The sequence below is a fragment of the Tundrisphaera lichenicola genome (assembly GCF_051175385.1).
Lineage (GTDB): Bacteria > Planctomycetota > Planctomycetia > Isosphaerales > Isosphaeraceae > Tundrisphaera > Tundrisphaera lichenicola.
In genome coordinates, this window is the sequence record NZ_CP195106.1 from 5,249,769 (window position 1) to 5,268,048 (window position 18,280).

At 61.6% G+C, this 18,280-nt stretch carries 15 protein-coding genes; 7 read left to right on the forward strand and 8 right to left on the reverse strand.

The features are described 5' to 3' along the window. Positions 1 to 38: 38 nt before the first annotated feature. Complete coding sequence (locus P12x_RS20515; RefSeq protein WP_435006574.1) at positions 39 to 428, reverse strand: VanZ family protein; 390 nt, start codon at positions 426 to 428, stop codon at positions 39 to 41. Positions 429 to 581: 153 nt separating this feature from the next. Between P12x_RS20515 and P12x_RS20520 the strand changes: the two genes are divergently transcribed. Together P12x_RS20520 and P12x_RS20525 are read left to right on the forward strand one after the other, a co-directional pair. Beyond that, positions 582 to 1,490, forward strand: coding sequence for a sulfurtransferase (locus tag P12x_RS20520; RefSeq protein ID WP_435006576.1), 909 nt, complete (start codon positions 582 to 584; stop codon positions 1,488 to 1,490). Positions 1,491 to 2,728: 1,238 nt separating this feature from the next. After that, entirely contained in the window at positions 2,729 to 3,430 is a 702-nt protein-coding gene (locus P12x_RS20525) for a pirin family protein (RefSeq protein WP_435006577.1), read from the forward strand. Between the two features lie 7 nt (positions 3,431 to 3,437). Here P12x_RS20525 and P12x_RS20530 read toward each other — a convergent pair whose 3' ends face one another. Both P12x_RS20530 and P12x_RS20535 read right to left on the reverse strand, forming a co-directional pair. Then, positions 3,438 to 4,148: a phosphatase PAP2 family protein gene (locus P12x_RS20530; protein ID WP_435006578.1), complete on the reverse strand. Its 711-nt coding sequence runs from the start codon at positions 4,146 to 4,148 to the stop codon at positions 3,438 to 3,440. Positions 4,149 to 4,151: 3 nt separating this feature from the next. Further along, positions 4,152 to 4,778, reverse strand: a complete 627-nt coding sequence (locus P12x_RS20535) for a TetR family transcriptional regulator (protein WP_435006580.1) — start codon at positions 4,776 to 4,778, stop codon at positions 4,152 to 4,154. Positions 4,779 to 5,053: 275 nt separating this feature from the next. On the opposite strand from P12x_RS20535, the gene P12x_RS20540 reads away from it, so the two are divergent. Further along, complete coding sequence (locus tag P12x_RS20540) at positions 5,054 to 6,187, forward strand: heavy metal-binding domain-containing protein (protein ID WP_435006581.1); 1,134 nt, start codon at positions 5,054 to 5,056, stop codon at positions 6,185 to 6,187. Positions 6,188 to 6,206: 19 nt separating this feature from the next. Here the strand turns inward: P12x_RS20540 and glgA are convergent, their stop codons facing one another. Next, entirely contained in the window at positions 6,207 to 7,427 is a 1,221-nt protein-coding gene (glgA, locus tag P12x_RS20545) for a glycogen synthase (RefSeq protein WP_435006582.1), read from the reverse strand. A 490-nt stretch (positions 7,428 to 7,917) separates the two neighbouring features. Here glgA and P12x_RS20550 point away from each other — a divergent pair, with 490 nt between their 5' ends. After that, the gene (locus P12x_RS20550) at positions 7,918 to 8,250 is read left to right on the forward strand and encodes a hypothetical protein (RefSeq protein WP_435006583.1); all 333 of its coding nucleotides are present in this window, start codon (positions 7,918 to 7,920) and stop codon (positions 8,248 to 8,250) included. 104 nt (positions 8,251 to 8,354) lie between these two features. After that, on the forward strand, positions 8,355 to 9,839 hold the full coding sequence (locus P12x_RS20555; protein ID WP_435006584.1) for a DUF1501 domain-containing protein: 1,485 nt from the start codon (positions 8,355 to 8,357) through the stop codon (positions 9,837 to 9,839). On the opposite strand, the gene P12x_RS20560 is transcribed toward P12x_RS20555, so the two are convergent. The 4 genes from P12x_RS20560 to P12x_RS20575 form a co-directional block, all read right to left on the reverse strand. After that, complete coding sequence (locus P12x_RS20560) at positions 9,763 to 10,962, reverse strand: Gfo/Idh/MocA family protein (RefSeq protein WP_435006586.1); 1,200 nt, start codon at positions 10,960 to 10,962, stop codon at positions 9,763 to 9,765. The two genes, P12x_RS20555 and P12x_RS20560, sit on opposite strands and share 77 nt — an antisense overlap. An 18-nt stretch (positions 10,963 to 10,980) precedes the next feature. Continuing rightward, entirely contained in the window at positions 10,981 to 11,901 is a 921-nt protein-coding gene (locus P12x_RS20565) for a sugar phosphate isomerase/epimerase family protein (protein WP_435006587.1), read from the reverse strand. Positions 11,902 to 11,984: 83 nt separating this feature from the next. Further along, complete coding sequence (locus P12x_RS20570) at positions 11,985 to 13,139, reverse strand: lactonase family protein (protein ID WP_435006589.1); 1,155 nt, start codon at positions 13,137 to 13,139, stop codon at positions 11,985 to 11,987. A gap of 129 nt (positions 13,140 to 13,268) precedes the next feature. Beyond that, the gene (locus P12x_RS20575) at positions 13,269 to 16,358 is read right to left on the reverse strand and encodes a PVC-type heme-binding CxxCH protein (RefSeq protein WP_435006590.1); all 3,090 of its coding nucleotides are present in this window, start codon (positions 16,356 to 16,358) and stop codon (positions 13,269 to 13,271) included. A gap of 221 nt (positions 16,359 to 16,579) precedes the next feature. On the opposite strand from P12x_RS20575, the gene P12x_RS20580 reads away from it, so the two are divergent. Continuing rightward, positions 16,580 to 17,401 carry a ThuA domain-containing protein gene (locus P12x_RS20580; RefSeq protein ID WP_435006591.1) on the forward strand — a complete coding sequence of 274 codons (822 nt, stop codon included), beginning with the start codon at positions 16,580 to 16,582 and terminating at the stop codon, positions 17,399 to 17,401. Positions 17,402 to 17,554: 153 nt separating this feature from the next. After that, positions 17,555 to 18,238, forward strand: coding sequence for a heme-binding protein (locus P12x_RS20585; RefSeq protein WP_435006593.1), 684 nt, complete (start codon positions 17,555 to 17,557; stop codon positions 18,236 to 18,238). Positions 18,239 to 18,280 lie beyond the last annotated feature (42 nt).

Genomic DNA, 18,280 nt, shown 5'->3' on the forward strand with positions numbered 1-18,280 from the left:
CGCTAGCGGGAATCTTCCCAATCTCATCATGAGACCCATCATCCTGAGGCCCGACGGAGCATCAGTGCTGACCATCCCTGGCCGATCCAGCATCCTGCGAGCCCGCCGATTGTGTTCAGGATCACATCGTCGACGTCGGCGACACGTCGTCCTGAGAATCCTTGAAGCAACTCGATCGAAAGGCTGAACGCGAAGCAAAGCAGGAAAACGGTTCGGAAGGGTCGGCCCTGCCCGACGACCTTCGGGATCAAGAAGCCGATCGGCAGGAACGCGACGATATTACCCAAGAAATTGATGACGAGATGACGGCCTCCGGCCCGGAGGTCGAAGGCCATGCTTTTCAACGGGATGAGATTTCTGGGGGCCCGAACCTGATAGAATCCGCCGAGCGTCAGGCCTAGCATGAAGAGCATGTAAGCGATTAACACCCAGGTTAAAATCGGCTTTCTCAATAGAAGACTTCCCCTCGGATGAAGTCTGCCCATCATCAAGAAATGAGATGGACGTCGGGATCAATCCGTTGCTCCGATCCTGAAAATACGCCTCAACTCTGTATCACAAAGCCAACAAGGAGTCCACCAATGTCGCGAATCGTAATCGCCAATAGCAAACTCGGAATCGCGGGCGCCTTGGCGGCCTGGATCCTGGTAGGGGCGGTCGGCAAGGTCGATGCGTCGAGTCGACTGGCGACGTTCGACGAGGTCCAGAATCAACTCTCCAAGCCGGGGAGCCGTCTGCTCGATGCTCGATCACGAGCTGAGTACGATAAAGCCCATGCGCCCGGCGCTGTCTGGGTCGACTTGAATGCGGCCGAGGGCCTGGCTGCCCGGCCGGACGGCCTGACGGACAAAGCCGCCTGGGAAAGCTGGCTCGCTCCACTGGGAATCGAGCCCGAAACCGAAGTCCTGGTCTTTGACGGAACCCGTCAGCTCGGAGCGGCCCGGATCTGGTGGCTCCTGAGTTATCTCGGGGTCGAGAAAGTGGGCCTAATCGATGGCAATTTCGAGCTATGGAAGTCGCAGGGAAGACCCGTCACGTCCGAGATCCCCAAAGTTCCGCCCCGGGCTTTTCCTGTCCAGATCCGGGCCGACCGCCATGCCAGCCGTTCGGACGTAATGGACGCCCTGAAGGCCGGCCAAACGACGATCGTCGACGCGAGGAGTCAGGCGGAGTACGCGGGAGAACGTAAGCTCGCCAAACGAGCGGGTCACATCCCGGGCGCCTGTCGTTTGGAGTGGTCGGAACTGGTCGACGCGGAAGGCCGATTCCTCGAAGAATCCGCCCTTCGTGGCAAGGTCGAGGCCATGAAGATCAAGCCTGGAGAGCCCGTAATCACGCATTGCCAGGGAGGAGGTCGCTCCTCAGTGGACGCCTTCGCCTTCGAGCGACTCGGATTCCCCACCCGGAACTTTTACCTCGGCTGGTCCGACTGGGGTAACGCCACTGAGACGCCGATCACAGAGGGTCGCGATCCGGGCGGCCGCCCTTGAGCGAGCCTCAGGGCTTCGTGAAAACCGGGAGGTTGAGCCGACCAATCCGCCCCGATTCGCCAGCTCCCCATCCGACCGATCCGTCTCGACCGAATTGGAAGGCATGAAATCCGACCCGACTCAATTTCGACCAGTTTCGACCAGCATCCACCGACAAATCCGACCCGGAGGGACCGACGGCGATGAGGGTCGATCCCTTCGAGTTGGGTAAGTAAGCCGCGGCTGAACGGAATCCCGAGGGGAATGTCTCGGCCAGTTTGGTCCAGCTTCGGCCCCCGTCTTCGGTCATCGCGTAGACTTGCCGGGAATCATCCTCGGCCTTGTAGTCGCCCCCCAACGCAACCCCTCGGAGCTGATCGAAAAAAGCGAGCGAGAAGATCCCCGCCGAGGGAATTCCTGAGCGGATGGGAGTGTTCGAGACGTCCCAGGTCCGCCCCTGGTCTCCCGAATGAAAAACGCGGGCCGAGGCCCCTCCTCCGGTACCGAACCAGGCGTCGGAATCTCCATGAACGACCAAACAAGACCCGCTTGCGGCAAAAGCCCCCTCACCCGGTAGGGCCAAGGGCATTCCCGCTTCAGGAATTTCATTCCACGATTTACCCCCGTCCACGGTCCTCAGGATCACGAACCGACCATCGACGGGATCGCCGAGGACGAGACCATGATCCGGAGTCCAGAACGCGATAGCATCAAGGAAGCCTTTCGGATCTCGGTTGGTATATTGCGTCGTCCAACTCGCCCCGCCATCGTAGGTCCGAAAGATTTTCGACGATTCGCCGAGTCCGATCGAGAGCAGGCATGCCGATCGATCATCAAAGCCCTCGACATCGCGGAAGTCCAGATCGGACGCATTCGGAATCGGAATCGGTCGCCAATGGTTGCCGCCATCAATGGTCCTGAGGCAAGTTCCCCCGGCGCCACTCGCCCAGGCGATTTCGTTGTCGACCACGGATAGACCCCTGAGTCTCTCCCTGGTCCCACTCTGCTGTGGTGTCCATTGACCATCGTCGGGCATGCACAGGCTCGACAGGAAGAGGATCGTCACGACGAGTCTCAATGGATTACCTCTTGAGAGGGTCGGATCGGGGCCATCAGATCATCCTAGAGACCTCTGCAAGGGTAACCGACCATTCCAGGGTTACCCCTTGACCTGCTTCCCAACCTGTTGATGTGGATCCGAGACGAGTCGTTCGCGATGAACCACGTCCATCGGGTTCTTATCGGAAAGGTTTGAGGTCATGTCAATCCGCGTATTGCGATCGGGCGATCGGGGCCATTTTGATCATGGCTGGCTCGATACCTATCACACGTTCTCGTTCGGCGATTATTACAACCCAAGGCGGATGAGTTACCGGTCCCTCCGCGTGATGAATGAGGATCGATTCGGTCCCGGGACCGGGTTTGGCATGCATTCTCATCACGACATGGAAATCCTGACCTACGTCCTGAGCGGGACCCTGGAGCATCGGGATAGCCTGGGAAATGGCGGGCCGATCCTTCCGGGAGAACTCCAGCGAATGACGGCGGGAACCGGGATCGCCCACAGCGAACGCAACGGTTCCTCGACAGAGCCTGTCCATCTCTACCAGATCTGGTTGTTGCCCGCTCGCAAGGGACTGACCCCGGGCTATGAGCAGAAAGCGTTCGAGGAATCCGGCAGGCAAGGACAGTGGCAAGTCGTCGCCTCTGTGGATGGTCGAGATGGTTCCTTGACGATCCACCAGGATGCTTCCCTGTACCTGGCGAAGCTGGAGCCGAGCGATCGGATCGGGCATGAAGTGGCCCCCGGTCGCCAGGCTTGGCTCCAGGTACTTCGCGGCCAGGTTGAGGTCGGAGGTGAGACGCTCCAGTCGGGTGACGGGGCCGAGATCGATGGAGGTTCTCCCATTCTGATCGAAGGAAAATCCTCGGCCGAGGTCCTCCTGTTCGACCTCGGTTGAGTTCCAGTCAGACGGATGGCTCGATCTCCCCCCGTTGTTGCAATTTCCGGGCGATCAGCCAGCAAAGCGTCGCCCAGGCAAGCCCGGCCGACCATCCGGCGAGGACGTCGGTCGGGTAATGCACACCGAGGTAGACCCTTGTCAGACCGACGAGGATCGAGGCCAGGGCACCGATCGACAGGAAATAAACCTTTAGCCGTCGCTGAGTAACCAGGCTAGAAAGCAAGCTTCCCAGCGTGCCGAAGACCACGGCGGACATCATCGAATGGCCGCTCGGGAAGCTGGAAAAATAGGCCCTCATCAGATGAGGTACGAGGTCGGGGCGTGGTCGATCGAAGGTCGACTTGAGTAGGAAACTCAACCCCCAACCGCTCAGCACGGCCCCGATGACAAAGCTCATCGCCGCGTATCGACGATCAAGAGCCAGGAAACCGACCACGGCCAGGGTGGCGATCCAGAGATTGACCGTGGATCCCAGCGCGGTGAGGTCGCGGGCCATCTCCTCGACCCAGGCGGGACCGATCGGTCGGGCAAGATCTCCGGGTGTCCGTAGGGCCAGGAGGATCCGCGTATCAAAGGCCTTGGTCTGTCCGTCGACGACCAGATCCGCCAGGGCAAAAAATCCCCAAGTTCCCCCGACCACGGCCAGAGATCCCAGGAGCACCGCGAGTTCGTGCCCGCCAAGCCACTCGACGACCCTGGAAAGCCACCGATGCATCGATCACTCCGGAGGGGTGCTGGACCACGGCTGAAGATAGCGGACCAAGAGCGTCTTCGCCTGATCGAGGACCTCGGGTCGAAGACTCGGATCGCAGGTAGCGGCCAGCCCCATCATCGCGCGTACGGTCTCGACGACCACTTTCGCGACTAACTTGGCCTGATTGGGCTCTAGTCCTGGCAAGCTCGTCCGGAGGACACCCGCGGCACCTTGTGCGACTTCTTCATGGAGATCGTCCGCCGATCGAGCGAGTTGCCCGGTAGTCATGGCCCCGCAAAAGAGGAGCCGGAAGCCGGGATTGGCCGCGTGATAGTCGGCCAGGGTGTCGATCGCCAGGTGAAGCCCTTGAGGAAACGGCATCGCGGCGACTTCGGGGCTCAGGAGCGCAGTGTTCACCGCTCGCATCTTCGCCAGGTGACGTTCCGCCAAAGCCTTGAGGATCGCATCCTTATTCGGGAAAAACTGATACAGCGAACCGATCGAGGTCTCGGCCCGGACGGCGATCGCATTGGTCGTTGCTGCATCGAATCCGATTTCGACGAACAGCGAGTCGGCGGCATCGAGGATCTGCTCGATCCGCCGGAGCCCTCGCAATTGCTGGGGCTCACGTCTCAACGAGAGGGAATGCACGAGTTAGTCCCGCTTTACTAAGAGAGTTCGCACATGCTTTTCCGATCCGGTCCCGGTCCATCTTACCAATTATATTGCCGTCGAAGCAGCCCTGTTTATCGCGGAAAGCCCCCAGCCCTCCCCGCTTTTCATCAATCTTTGGTCACCGCCGTCGAAACCATTACACACGGCGCATCGCCTGGCCAAGTTCAGGCCGGATATATTGGTTCGCGATCATCGGAGGGTCTTCCCCCTTCCGAGCGAACTTCCGCGTACCTTTCAATGGGATTTATTCGATGCTCATCACGGGTCTTTCCGGGAACGAAATTTACTGCCTGGCCCAGAAGGGGTTTGCCCCCGGGAATATTGTCGTGGGCAATAGCGTCCACTCGCTCGGATTTGTCCGAGGGATCACCAGCGGGCTCAAAACCTTGTCGGGCGGGGAGATCGAGAGCATCACCCAACTCATCGTCGACGGTCGGCACTCCGCCATCAATCGCCTGGAAACAGAAGCTAGGGAGGAATCCGCCGATGGATTGACGGGCGTGACTTCCGACCTCAGGAGCCTCGGGACGCTCCTGGAATTCATCGCGATCGGATCTTCGGTCAAATCCGAGGGGTCATCCGGGCCATTCTTCTCGACGGCCTGCACCGGCCAGGATCTGTTCTGCCAGCTCGATTCGGGGTATGAGCCTCGCCATTTCGTGATGGGGAACGTGGCCTATGCGCTGGGGATCGGCCGGGGGATCTCGGGTGGCTTGAAGATGCTGGCTCGCCGGGGTGAGATCAAGGAATTCTCCGACATGTACAACCACACCCGGCACCTCGCCCTAGAACGTCTCGAGGCCGAGGCCGCCGAGCGCGGGTGTAATGCCGTGGTGGACATCATCACCCGGATCATTCCGTTCGGGCCGGGCGTCCGAGAGATGTTGATGGTCGGCACCGGTTCTTATAATCCGATGCTCGGTAGCCCGAAGATCCCGTATACCTCGGAGTTGACCGGGGAAGAACTCTGGAACCTGACCGCCATGGGATACGGGCCGCTCCGACTGGTCCTGGGAACAAGTGTTTATGCCTTGGGTTTCGCCGGTGGCGTGAATGCTTTCTTCCGGTCTTTCAGCCGGGGAGAGGTCGACGAAGTAACCAGGATGGTCTATGACGCCCGCGAAAACTGCCTGGATCATATCCGGATCGAGGCCGAAAGCCTCAAAGCCGACGGGGTGATCGGGGTCAAGCTCTTCATCCACGAGATCGGCGCGGGTCTGGTCGAGGTCATGGCCATCGGTACGGCCATCCGAAGGCATTCCGGCGTCTCGAACCAGAGTGACCAGCTCATCCCCCAGGCCATCATCCGGGATCGAGATACCTTCTTCGAGCAAGCCCCTATCGTCCCGGGTATGGCCCAGTCGAAGAACCTGGAGCGGGCCTGATCTCGTGCGAATGGCGGATTCAGGCCTGGACCAGATCCCAGTAGAAGTCCATGGTCCATCGCGCGATGCTGGTCCAACTGAAGAAGTGTTCGACCCGCTCGCGCGAGCGTTCTCCCATCTCTTTCAGACGCCCGGGGTCGTCGAGCAATGTATTGATCGCATCGGCGAAGTCTCTCGCGAATCTCGCCGGATCCTTCGGTTCGAAATCGGCTCCCCCTCCGGCGTCGATCGGCACGAGAAGCCCGGTCTTGCCGGGTACGACGACCTCGATAATCCCGCCAACCGCGGAGGCCACAACTGGAGTACCGCAGGCCATCGCCTCCAGGTTGATGATACCGAACGGCTCGTAGACCGACGGGCAGGCAAATAGCGATGCGTGCGTATAGAGGGTGATGATCTCTTCCTTGGACAGGATCTCCGGGATCCAGAGGATCGGATTCCGGCTCTCCAATCGGGCCTGCTCGACCCGGTCGGCCATCTCCCGGCCGATTTCGGGCGTGTCCGGCGCCCCCGCGCAGAGGACCACCTGGACCCCTTCGCGAATCCACTTGATCGCCTCGACCAAGTGGATGATCCCCTTCTGACGGGTGATCCTCCCGACGAATAGGACGAACGGCTTGTCCGGATCGATCGAATACTTGGCCAGGACCTCCGGATTCGGACTCGGTTGGTACTGGTGGAGGTCGATCCCATTGTGGATGACCCGGATCTTCTCGCGAGGAACCCCGTAGAGATTGTGAACGTCTTCCTTCATCGAAGCCGAGACCGCGATGACTCCGTCGGCATTCTCGTAGGCCGTCCGCTCGACCCAGGAACTGGCGCGGTAGGCGGTGCCAAGTTGCTCGACCTTCCAGGGCCGATGCGGCTCCAGCGAGTGGGTCGTCAGGACCAACCTCGCCCCGGTGAGCTGACGAATCAGGCATCCCGCCAGGTGGGTGTACCAGGTGTGGCAGTGGACCACGTCGACATCGCCGAGTAACCCGGCCATCTCCAGATTGCGGAGCATCGTGTCCTGGAACTTCGCGTGCTTCGGATCCCGGTAGGGGAGGACAAAGTCGGGATGCACTCCCCGGACCAGGACGTTTCCCCGATCAGACTGCTGGTCGCCGAAGCAGAGGATATCGAGGGAATGATGGCATCCCTCGACCCGGGCCAGCTCACGGGTCAGATATTCGACATGAACCCCGGCGCCGCCATAGATGTTCGGAGGGTACTCGTTGGTCAGGATCGCGATCCGCATCGAAATCGGCCTCCGGTCGGTCCTTAAGGGTCTGCCTCGGGCCACTTAACATAAGCGAAGAGGCGGAGATGGGCAATTCGCCAAGTCCTGAATTACAAAGGTCTTGAGCGGATCAGCAAGGCCCGGTGGTCGAATCGGAAACGAAGGTAACTCGCCAGGAAAAACGAACCCAATCTTCAGATTCTGGCCCGGCGTCCATTCCCCTTGCTCTCACGAATCCTGGAGTAGTTCTGGGAAAAACGAACCCAATTCACGCTGCGGGATCTCCGAAAAACGAACCCAATGACCGACATTCCCTATCGTGGGTCAAGGACATGCCGAGTCTGGGCGGACATCCCTTCTCGATAAGATCTGAAATCGATGGGGGGGACCAACAGAGTATTTCCGGAAATCTCATGCGTAAAGGAGTGGCCTCCTAACGAATCAGCGGCGAGCATGGGTCGAGGTCGAGTTCTGAAGTGGGCACTCTGGACTGATCGGGGAGGGTGAAATGCGTCGAAATCTATGGGTCGGGCTGATCGTCGGTGGGATTCTCGGGCTAGTCGCCAACGGGGTGATCCTGACTCCGCTGGTCAGGGCCCAAAAGGTCCGGACTGAGCCGGCCTGGGAATACAAGGTAGCTGTCTTCTCATACAACCCCGGCGAACGGATGACCGAAGAGCAACGAGCCGCGTTTTACGAGCGGACGTTAAATGAACAGGCACGGCTCGGCTGGGAGGCGGTCGGGACCGTCCTCAGTCGCGATGTGGTCCAGACCGTCGGCGGGGGCGTCACGACTCGTGATACTTCTTCATTCGTGGCCTATCGCCGATTAAAGCGTTGACCGATCAATTCCCTAATCGGTCCGGGATTCTATTGTTGAATACTTCTCGGAATCTGTCATAGTCTACGGACGAGACGAACGCGATCGGTCCGACGAGGTGACCCATGATCCGAGTTCTTGGCGGTCCGAAGCGACTTTGCAACGGGCTGACACGACGCGACTTGCTGACCGTGGGCTCACTCGGGCTCATGGGGCTATCGGCGAGTCGAGGCACTTCCTCGGCCTCGGTCGCCTCGAAAGCGGCGTCGGACCTTCCCGGCTTCGGTCGCGCCAAGTCTTGTATCCTGCTCTTCCTGTACGGTTCACCTAGCCAGCTCGAGACCTTCGATCCCAAGCCCGATGCGCCTTCGGGGATCCGGGGCGAATTCGGGGTGATCCCATCGAGCGTCCCTGGGCTGAATATCTGCGATCGCTTGCCCGAGATGTCGCGGGTGATGGACAAGGTGTCGGTCGTCCGATCCGTGACCCACCCCTACCCGCTTCACGGGGTCGCCTACGCCCTGACCGGCATCCCCAGGATCAGCGGGCCCGAGGAGCTGAACCCTCGGGACTCCTCGCATTACCCCTTCATCGGCTCGGTGGTCGACTATGCCGACCGGATGGGTCGAGGCTCCTCGGCCGACGTGGCGGGGAATTTGCTCCTGCCTTGGGCCTTCAGTAGTCATCGAGTTGGCGAGGTCCCCCGGGCCGGCCCCTATGCCGGCTTCCTCGGCGGGGCCTACGACCCGATCGCGACCGACTTCGTCGGGCAAGGCACGGTGAAGGCCCGCAAGACGTTGCAATCGCAAGTCTGGGACGACATGGAGCTTTATCGAGGAATCACCCCAGAAAGCCGATTCCGTCTGGGTGGTTCCTCCGAAGATTCCGTCGAGATCGACCGGCTCGACCGCCGGAGGTCGCTCCTCGAACAGATGGAAGCGGCCCGCCAGGGCTTCGACGTCGAGGGGACGGGGATAGATCGGCATCGTTCGATGGCTTATTCCCTCCTGGCCTCGGAGAAGATCCGCCAGGCGTTCGAACTCGATCGCGAGTCCGCCGAGACGCGGGACCTTTACGGGATGACCCTGTTCGGCCAGGCCTCGTTGACGGCCCGTCGATTGGTCGAGGCCGGTGGTCGATTCGTGACCGTCTTCTGGGACGAATATGGCCTCGCCGGATCGGGCTGGGACACGCACTGGGACCATTTCGCCCGGATGAAGGATGAGCTCCTTCCCGGACTCGATCGGACCCTTTCGGGGCTCCTGATCGACCTCGATCGGCGCGGTCAACTCGACGAAACACTAGTCCTCTGCCTGAGCGAGCACGGCCGGACCCCCCAGATCAGCGCGGCGAACGGGGGAGGACGCGATCACTGGTCGCGGTGCTATTCGGCCATCCTGGCCGGTGGAGGGATCGGTCGAGGGCGTGTGATCGGAAAATCCGACAAGATCGCCAGCGATCCCGCCGAGCGGCCGGTGAGCCCGAAAGACCTCCTGGCCACGGCCTATCACCTGTTGGGGGTCGATCCCTCCCTCATGTTGACGGATCGACAGGGTCGACCACTTTCCGCCGCGGGAAGCGGCGTGGTGATCCCGGAATTGCTGGCCTGATCGTCCCGGCCGATAAAGGACGTCCGTCGCCGTCTTCCGCCCGGACGGGGAAGCGGATCGGGCGTCCTTCTCTGTGCGATCGATAGATCGCCGTGAACAGGGCCACCACCTCGCGTCCATCCTCGCCGCTCACCAGTGGGGGGCGATCTTCGAGGATCGAGCGGAGGAAATCCCGGATCTGCAAGGCGTGGTAGTGGGTGGTCGCGTCAATCGAGGCAAATTGGGCTCGATCTTCCTCCTGGAAACGAGGGAGGAAATGTTCTTCGCCGGGGATAGTCCAGAGGTCGTTGAGCGGGGGCTCGGCGATGGCGGATACCCCGGCCACGAAGGTCGCCCCGCGATCGGTCTCGACCCCGACCGACGCTCCGTTCGTCCCATGAACGTGGACCTTGGTATAAAGCCCCGGACGTTGGGAGAGGCTGGTCACGATCGAACCGAGCCCACCGTCCCGGAATCGGAGAGTCGCGACCGCCGTATCGTCTACCTCGACCTCGGGATGATTGAGGTTGGTCCAGGTCCCGCTGACCTCCTCGACGTCGCCGAGAAACCAGCGCAGGAGGTCGAGTTGGTGGGGCGATTGATTGACGAGAACGCCTCCGCCCTCGGCATCCCATCGGCCTCGCCAGGGGTCCGAGGCATAATAGGCGTGGTCTCGCCAGGAGAACATCGAGAAAATACCGAGTCCCGGCTTCCCGATCTTCCCGGCGTCGATCGCCTGCTTCATCCTCAAGACGGGTTCATAGAACCGACGCTGACTGACCACGCCAAGGGTGACTCCGGACTTCCGGGCCGCCCCGAGCATCGCATCGCAGTCGCGAAGCGAGCTGGCCAGGGGCTTTTCAACCAGAACGTGCACCCCGGCCTCGGCCGCCTGGATCGCCGCCTCGGCATGGAGCGGGTGAGGGGTGGCCAGGATTACAACTTCGGGTCGGGCGGTCGTCAACATCTCGGCAGGGTCGGAAAATGGCCTCGCTCCGTACGTCCCGGCAAAGGACTCGGCGCGATCGAGGCTCGTGTCGGCGACGGCCACGAAATCCGACTCGGCCAGCGATCTCAACGCCTTCGCGTGGATCGAGCCGACCTTGCCGCAACCCACCAAGGCAGTCCGGAGGGGTCGAGTCATCCAGGCACACCCTTCCGTTCAGATCTGATAGGCCGCTTGAGGCTCCACGAAATATTTCGTGACCATCTCTCGGAGGAAGGCCAGCGATTCCGCCATCTCCTCCATGCCGTTCATTCCATCCTCGATGCTGATCCAACCCTGATACCGATGTTTGGCCAGGATCCGGAAGATCGCGTCGTAATCATTCATCCCCCGGCCGGTGACTCCGTGCCGGAGATCGGCGGAATACCCGAGCGTCCCGTCTGACTGGCGGAGTGAATCGAGGGTCGCCCCTTCGGCGAGATAGCGGTCGCTCGCATGCATGCTCACCACGCGATCGGCGACGATCTCCAGGAGCTCGACGGGATCGTCTCCCGCGACCAGGGCGTTGGACGGGTCGTACTGGACTCCGAAATGAGTCCTCTCCGGGATCGCGTCGAGGAGCGCGAGGAAGACCTCGCGTTTCTGGGCAAATTCCGGGTAGGTCCAGAAGCCGTCCTTGTAGTGGTTCTCGAGACCGAGCACGACGCCGGCCTCGCGGGCCTGGACCAGGCAGGCCTCGATGCAAGGGACGACGCGATCGAGCCCCTCGGACAGGCCAAGACCGGGATAACGCTGTCCCGAGAGGACCCGACAGACGGCCCCTTCCCCGCCCAACCTCCGGGTCAGGTGAATCATCGCGATTTGCCTGTCGATCGCCGCGGTTCGCGCCGCGAGGTCGGGATGCGTGAAGTCGGGCGAGCAGCATAGCATGGGCATGGCGAAACCGGCCGCTGCGATTGCTCGACCCACCCGGTCCACGTAATCGTTGTCGAGACTTTCGAAGAAGCCCTCGTACATTTCCAGACCGTCGGCATCGAGCGAACGGGCCTCTTCGATCCAGTCGAAAACCGACATCGATCTCTCTCCGGCGATCTTGTCGAGGTAGCACTTGGGGAAGGCGGAGATCCTCGGAGGCATGGCCACTCGACTCCGGGTCATGTTACTCGATGAACTGAGGAGGTGGGAAAGCCGCCACCTCCCCTTCGATGATCGGCGAGGGCTCATTCACCGGCCGGGACGAATTTCACGCAGACGGGCGAGGGAACCTGGACCGGATCGCCGACTTGCTGGAGCTGACCGGTCTGGGCGTCGACCTTGAAGACGACGACAGTGTCGGAGTCCTGATTGGCCGCCAGAACGAACCGTCCGGTGGGATCGATCCCGAAGCTCCGAGGGGTCTTGCCCCCGGTGGGCTGGAAGCCGACCAGGGTGAGCTTGCCGGAGGCGGGTTCGACCGAATAGATCGCCAGGGTGTTGTCGCCCCGATTCGATCCGTAGACGAACCGGCCGGAAGGATGAACCAGGATCTCGGCGGTCGAGTTGTTATTCTTGGGGGCGTCCGGCTTGCGGGTCGAAATCGTCTGGATTCGGGAGAGTGCCCCACGCGTCGTATCGAAGTCGAGGACCGTCACCGTGCAATCGATCTCATTGATGACGTAGGCATGACGGCCGTCGGGATGGAAGGCAAAATGCCGAGGTCCCGATCCGGGAGCCATCTCTTCATAGGGCGGGACGTTGGGAGCGAGCGTTCCGGATTTGGGATCGAGCCGATAAATCATCAGCTTGTCGAGCCCGAGGTCGGAGGCGACGGCGAGCTTGCCCGACACATCCAGGTCGATCGAGTGGGCGTGAGGGGAGGACTGACGCCCCTTGATCACACTGGACCCTTTATGCTGGATGAAGCTGGTCGGCTCGCCGAGCTTCCCCCCGTCCTGGATCGGCAGGGCTTCGAGGCTCCCGCCTCCATAATTCGCGACCAGGACCACCGACCCTGTCGGATCGACCGTCACATAACAAGGGCCGGTACCGCCCGACGTCCGGGCGTTCAAGGTTTTGAGGGTGCCGGTCTTCGGATCGACCTCGAACCCGGTGACCGCCCCGGCCTTCTTTCCGGCGAACTGGTCGACCTCATTGGCGGCATAGAGATACCGACCATTGGGATGGAGGGCCAGGAAAGAAGGACTGGTCGTCTCGGCGGCCACACCCTTCGAGACCAGCGCTCCCGTCTCGGGGTCCAGCTCCAAGAGGTAGATCCCCTTGCTCTTGTTCGGCGCCGTGTAGGTCCCGATATAGACGCGCGTTTTTGGGGTCTCCTGGGCCCAGGCGGGAGACACCGAGGCTAGGCTGAGGAGGGCGATCAATGCGATCCGAGACATGGAAGCGCTTCCTTTGGTTTTAGGTGTGTTGCTTGACCTTGAGGGACGAATCAACCTAATCTCGGCCTCAGGATATCCGGCCCGCTAGCCGCCCGAAACCGTCGGGCGGCGAGCATCGGGTCCGGTAAATTAGCGGCTTGCCCTCAGGAAGGTAACCAGGTCGACCAACTCGGCCGGGGTCAGTTGCTTGTCGAGCCCGGCCGGCATGACGGAGATGGTTCCGGGAATGATCTCCTCGATCAGGTCCCGGGGAATTCGCTCCTCCTTGTCGGCGGCCACGTCCACGATCACTTCATCCGGGGCGTCTTTCTTCAGGATTCCCGAGAAGGTCCGACCGTCGGTCGTGGCGATGGACACCGGCTCGTAGCTCCGGACAAAGCTCGCGCTGGGATAGACGATCGCTTCGAGCAGATCGCGCTCGGCGCGGACCTGGCCGATCTTGGTCAAGTCGGGACCGAGCTTGCCCCCGACGTAGCCGATCGAGTGACATGTGGCACAGGCGGCCTTCGTCCCATTGAAGACCTGCTGCCCGCGCCGGATATCGCCGCCGGAAAGGTTAGCCAGTAGCGATTCGAGGTGTTGACTCCGATCGGCGGTATCGATCTCGATCGCCCGAAATAGTACGACGGCTGACTCGGCCGTTCCTGGCCCAAATCGGGCCAGTCGAGGCTTGAGAGTCTCGACCCGGAGCGTGGAACGAGCTGGAGATCGTAGGAGTGCCGCAACCAGCTCGCCACCGATCACCTCCCCCTGGGCCTTGTCGAAGGCATCGAGCAACCGTCCCGCCTCCAGTGGCCCCGATTGACCGAGAGCAATGGCCAGCTTCGAGAACTGGTCGGGAGCGAGTGCGGCCTTGGCAAACACATCAGCGGAGGTCGTCCGGGCGGAGACGGGTCGATCACCGGCCAGTTGCCCGATCAGGAAATCAAAGGTCGCCGGTGAGACTTCGCGAAGACCGCCCGGGATGGCCGCCAGTGAACCGAGTCGGACCTCAGCCGGCTGAGCCTCCTGCTCGGAAACTCCCAGCAAGGCAGGGTTGAGCTTTCGTGACTGCTCGGGACGGATCGGGATCGCTCGGGCCGTGGCGACGGCCTGCGCGATCGTGGACGGTTCATTCAGTGCCAGCGTCAGACCCTCAACCCAGGAGTCGGGAGTATCCCTGAGCCCGGAGCGGGCCATGGCACGGAGCAGGGACAGCCGAACCGCGAGCGGATTCCGGCCATTCGCCAGTTCCTCGCCGATCAGAGTACGAATCGACTCGGAGCGGGCCATCGAGGCGATCCGGTTTTCCAACTCGGCGAGATCGACCGCCGAAACATCGGTAGCCCCGAACTTGGATCGGAAGAATCCCGATAGAGCCTCACCCCATTCGGGATGGCGTCCGGCAATCCACCAGGCCGTCTCCCGGAGAGATTCGTCGGGTGAGTTCAGGGCACGGATCAAAGGAGCGGGTGAGAGTTTCCCACTCTCCATCTGGTCGATCGCCGTTAAGGCCGCCCGGGTGATGCCGGCGTCGGCCTGAGTCAGGCCCGCACGCGTTGCCTCCGAATCATCGATCTCGATCAAGGCGTAGGTTGCGGAGTGCCGGACGGCCCAGGCTGTCGATCTCCCGGCGATCTTGAGCAGGGCCGGGATCGTCGAGGAATCCCCGATCCGCCCCAGGGCCTCCGCGGAGGCGCGAGCCACCTGGGACTCGGATTCTCCCAGTAGCACGGCCATTCGATCTGCGGCCTCGCGATCTCGCCAGAGGCCTGCTGCCTGGGCTGCGACATGGCGAATCGACGCCTCTGGGTCATTCAGACCCAATCGGACCGCGGCCCGAGCCTCGGGCAAGTCGATCCGGCATGCCGCCCAGACGGCATTGCGTCGGCCCCTGGTCGATGGGCTGGATTGGATGACCTTGCTCAGTTCGGGAACGGCCGGCATCCCGGACCGACCGAGGGCGGCGATGGCCCGCTTGCGGACCACAGGACGAGGGTCATCGAGAAGACCGGTCAGTTCGGCCGGCTTCATCAAATTCCAGGAGAGCTTGAGCCCTCGGGGATCCTCGGGCGGCTTGACCCCTGTTCGGCGGACCCGGTAAATGGCCCCCAGAACGTCGGGCTTGACGAGCTGTGAAGTGGGGCAGCAGAGCTTGTACCATCCGCCCGTGTCGATGACGAGCAGCGACCCGTCGGCGTCTTCCAGGACGTCGGTCGGGTGGAAGTCGTGGTCGTCGGAGACGAGGATGTCGAGACTGGACGGCTCGAAACTCCCGTCCTTTGGTTTCAGCCCGACCTGGATTACCTTCCGGAGATTAAAGCTGGTGGCATAGAGCGCGTCTGGCACGCCCAGGGCATCGGACTCGGCCCTTATCAAGCCGGAAGGAGCGGCAGGGCCCATGTGGAGGAGTGGGGGAAGGAGAGCGGGGCTCGTCCGAGGATGATTATCGATCACGTCATGGACCTTGCCGTAAAGCCCGCCATAGAGAGCGTGAATCAGACCGTCGCGGAAACCTCCCCCGGGTTGCTGAAGGAAGGTCGTCGTGAAAATCCGCTCGCCTTCGGGGGTGAAGGCGACCTCCACCGGGTTGTCCATCCCGCCGGTCATGACCGGCTCGATCTCGGTTCCATCGACCTTGGACCGGAAGATGTGCGCCGCCCGAGTCTCCAGCGGCTTGCGACCGGGGCGCTCGTAGGTCTGGGGGGCGAAGGCTCCCTTGCACCAGTAGATCCGGCCATCGAGCCCCGCGTATGGACCGTGAAGATCGTTGGCGCACCCGGTCAGCGTCTTGCCCTGGAACCATTCCTGACGCTGGTCGGCGACGCCGTCGCCATCGGTGTCGGTCAACTTCCAGATTGAAGGGGGCGCCGAGACATAGAGCGAGCCGTCGAGCCACATCGCCCCTTCGGGGAACATCATCCGGTCGGCGAAGACCGTCGATTTGTCGAACAGGCCGTCACCGTTGGTATCCTCCAGGCAGACGATCCGGTGTGGCCGATCTTCGAGTTGTTGCTGGACTTTATCGTTGGAACCCGAGGAGTCTGCCACGAAGAGACGTCCGGCCTCGTCGAAATCTGCGACGATCGGCCGGTCGACCAGGGGTGCCCCGGCCACCTTTTCGACGAGAAAGCCGTCGGGAACCCGGAAAGTCTTGGGACCGATCACGACATCGACGCCGCTCGCGGTTGCGGACCATAGCCCGATCGACATGGCCATCACGGAGGTCAATCTTCTCATAATCGTTCGATCCCGCAGTTTGAAGGTCGTTGAGGACGACTCATGGTCGCTCCCGGCGAGGATCCTGGCAAGAGGCAGGATAAGCGCCAGCCCTCCTACCTCCCACAAATCCGATCCGCGGACTTCCGAGAGCCATGCGATCGGTTTAAGGTGAAGTTGTCGCCTTCCGTCCGACGGAATGTCCGATCGACCAGACCTCTCCCACCCCAGGAAAACTAAAGATGATCGTCCGTACTGCACTCGCCGGGTCACTCTCAACCTTCCTTGCAATTTTGCTCATCGCGCCCACGGCCAACTCGGGCGAAACGAATGCCGCCAAGCCGATCAAGGCCCTTCTGATCACCGGGGGCGGTTACCATGACTACGCCCACCAGAAGTCGATCATGACCGAAGGTGTCTCGGCCCGTGCCAATGTGGAGTGGACGATCGTCCATGACACCAGCACCGAGGATAGCCACAAGATCCCCCTCTTCGAAGATCCGAACTGGGCCGACGGTTACGACGTTGTCGTGCACAATGAATGCTTCGCCAACATTGACGACGCCGCTTACATCGACAAGGTGGTCGCCGCCCACAAGAACGGCACGCCCGCCGTCGTCGTCCATTGTGCGATGCACACCTTCCGGGCCCTGAAATCCGACGAATGGCACAAGTTCCTCGGAGTCTCGACCTTTCGGCACGGGAAGCAACATCCGCTCGAAGTCAAGAACTTGAAGCCCGAGAATCCAATCCTCAAGGGGTTCCCGGAGACCTGGACCACGGGTAACGAGGAACTCTACTGGATCGAGAAAGTCTGGCCCGAGACCACCGTCCTGGCCCAGGCCAAGGCCGAAGAGAACGGTAAGGATAACCCGGTAATCTGGTCCCATCCCTTCGGGAAGGGTCGAGTTTTCGGCACCACCCTGGCTCACAACAATCGGACGATGAGCGATCCGGTCTACCTCGACATGTTCACCCGAGGGCTACTGTGGGCCGCCGACAAACTCGGCGAGGACGGCAAGCCCAAACCCGGCTACGAGCCCTCTCCCGGGAAAGCGGAATAAGCCAGGAAGCCAGATCTCGGCAATCGCCAGGATCGGAGCATCGAAAGTACAAGTGATCAGGTTGACGATCAGTGGCGACATGTCCACTTTCAACTCGAGAACAACTTCGCGAACCCGATCCTGACGATCGATCACCCCACCTGGAGTCTTCCGATGCTTCGCCTGATGTATTGTCTCCCCGGCGTGATCCTGATGATTCCGGGCTGGGCGAGCTCGGAGGACAAGGTCAAGCGTCTGGAAGAATTCGTCATCCCGAGCGTTCAGGTCAAGGCGGCCGATTCGGATGCTCCACTGGCCGAGGGATGGCCAGGAGGTACCGCCCCGGGCTTGATCGAGGTCAAGAAATACCCGGCCTACCGGAGCGCGGTGGCCCGAGGGACCGGGGCAGCCCTGGGCAGCGACAACGTCCTCTTCTTCCCGCTCTTTCGCCACATCTCCCGATCCGAGATCGCGATGACCACTCCGGTCGTCAACACCTACACCCCCGAGATGCTCCAGAAGCCGAAGGCGACGGGTGACGTCTCGATGGAGTTTGTCTATCGATCGCCCACCCAGGGTCAGATCGGGCAGGGAGTCGGATCGGTCAAGGTCGAGGATCACCCGGCAGCCACCTTCGTCTGCCTGGGAGTCCAGGGAGATCTCGACTCCGACCGGATGCGTCGGGGAACCGAGATCCTCAAGTCCTGGCTCGACGAACATAAATCGGAGTGGGTGGAGGATGGCTCGACGCGGCGACTGGGCTACCACGGACCGATGACCCCTCGCGATCAGCGACTCTGGGAAATTCAGATTCCGATCAAGTCCGCACCACTCCCAGAGAAGCCTGAACAGCCTTGACGATCGTGCGGGCCGAATTTTCGTCAAGGTCCTCCGTCGCAC

Excerpts from the sequence above, each read along its gene's own strand:
- P12x_RS20520 (WP_435006576.1), top strand. The coding sequence starts at position 582 with ATGTCGCGAATCGTAATCGCCAATAGCAAACTCGGAATCGCGGGCGCC.
- P12x_RS20525 (WP_435006577.1), top strand. The coding sequence starts at position 2,729 with ATGTCAATCCGCGTATTGCGATCGGGCGATCGGGGCCATTTTGATCAT.
- P12x_RS20530 (WP_435006578.1), bottom strand. The coding sequence starts at position 4,148 with ATGCATCGGTGGCTTTCCAGGGTCGTCGAGTGGCTTGGCGGGCACGAA.
- P12x_RS20540 (WP_435006581.1), top strand. The coding sequence starts at position 5,054 with ATGCTCATCACGGGTCTTTCCGGGAACGAAATTTACTGCCTGGCCCAG.
- glgA (WP_435006582.1), bottom strand. The coding sequence starts at position 7,427 with ATGCGGATCGCGATCCTGACCAACGAGTACCCTCCGAACATCTATGGC.
- P12x_RS20550 (WP_435006583.1), top strand. The coding sequence starts at position 7,918 with ATGCGTCGAAATCTATGGGTCGGGCTGATCGTCGGTGGGATTCTCGGG.
- P12x_RS20555 (WP_435006584.1), top strand. The coding sequence starts at position 8,355 with ATGATCCGAGTTCTTGGCGGTCCGAAGCGACTTTGCAACGGGCTGACA.
- P12x_RS20560 (WP_435006586.1), bottom strand. The coding sequence starts at position 10,962 with ATGACTCGACCCCTCCGGACTGCCTTGGTGGGTTGCGGCAAGGTCGGC.
- P12x_RS20565 (WP_435006587.1), bottom strand. The coding sequence starts at position 11,901 with ATGCCTCCGAGGATCTCCGCCTTCCCCAAGTGCTACCTCGACAAGATC.
- P12x_RS20570 (WP_435006589.1), bottom strand. The coding sequence starts at position 13,139 with ATGTCTCGGATCGCATTGATCGCCCTCCTCAGCCTAGCCTCGGTGTCT.
- P12x_RS20575 (WP_435006590.1), bottom strand. The coding sequence starts at position 16,358 with ATGAGAAGATTGACCTCCGTGATGGCCATGTCGATCGGGCTATGGTCC.
- P12x_RS20580 (WP_435006591.1), top strand. The coding sequence starts at position 16,580 with ATGATCGTCCGTACTGCACTCGCCGGGTCACTCTCAACCTTCCTTGCA.
- P12x_RS20585 (WP_435006593.1), top strand. The coding sequence starts at position 17,555 with ATGCTTCGCCTGATGTATTGTCTCCCCGGCGTGATCCTGATGATTCCG.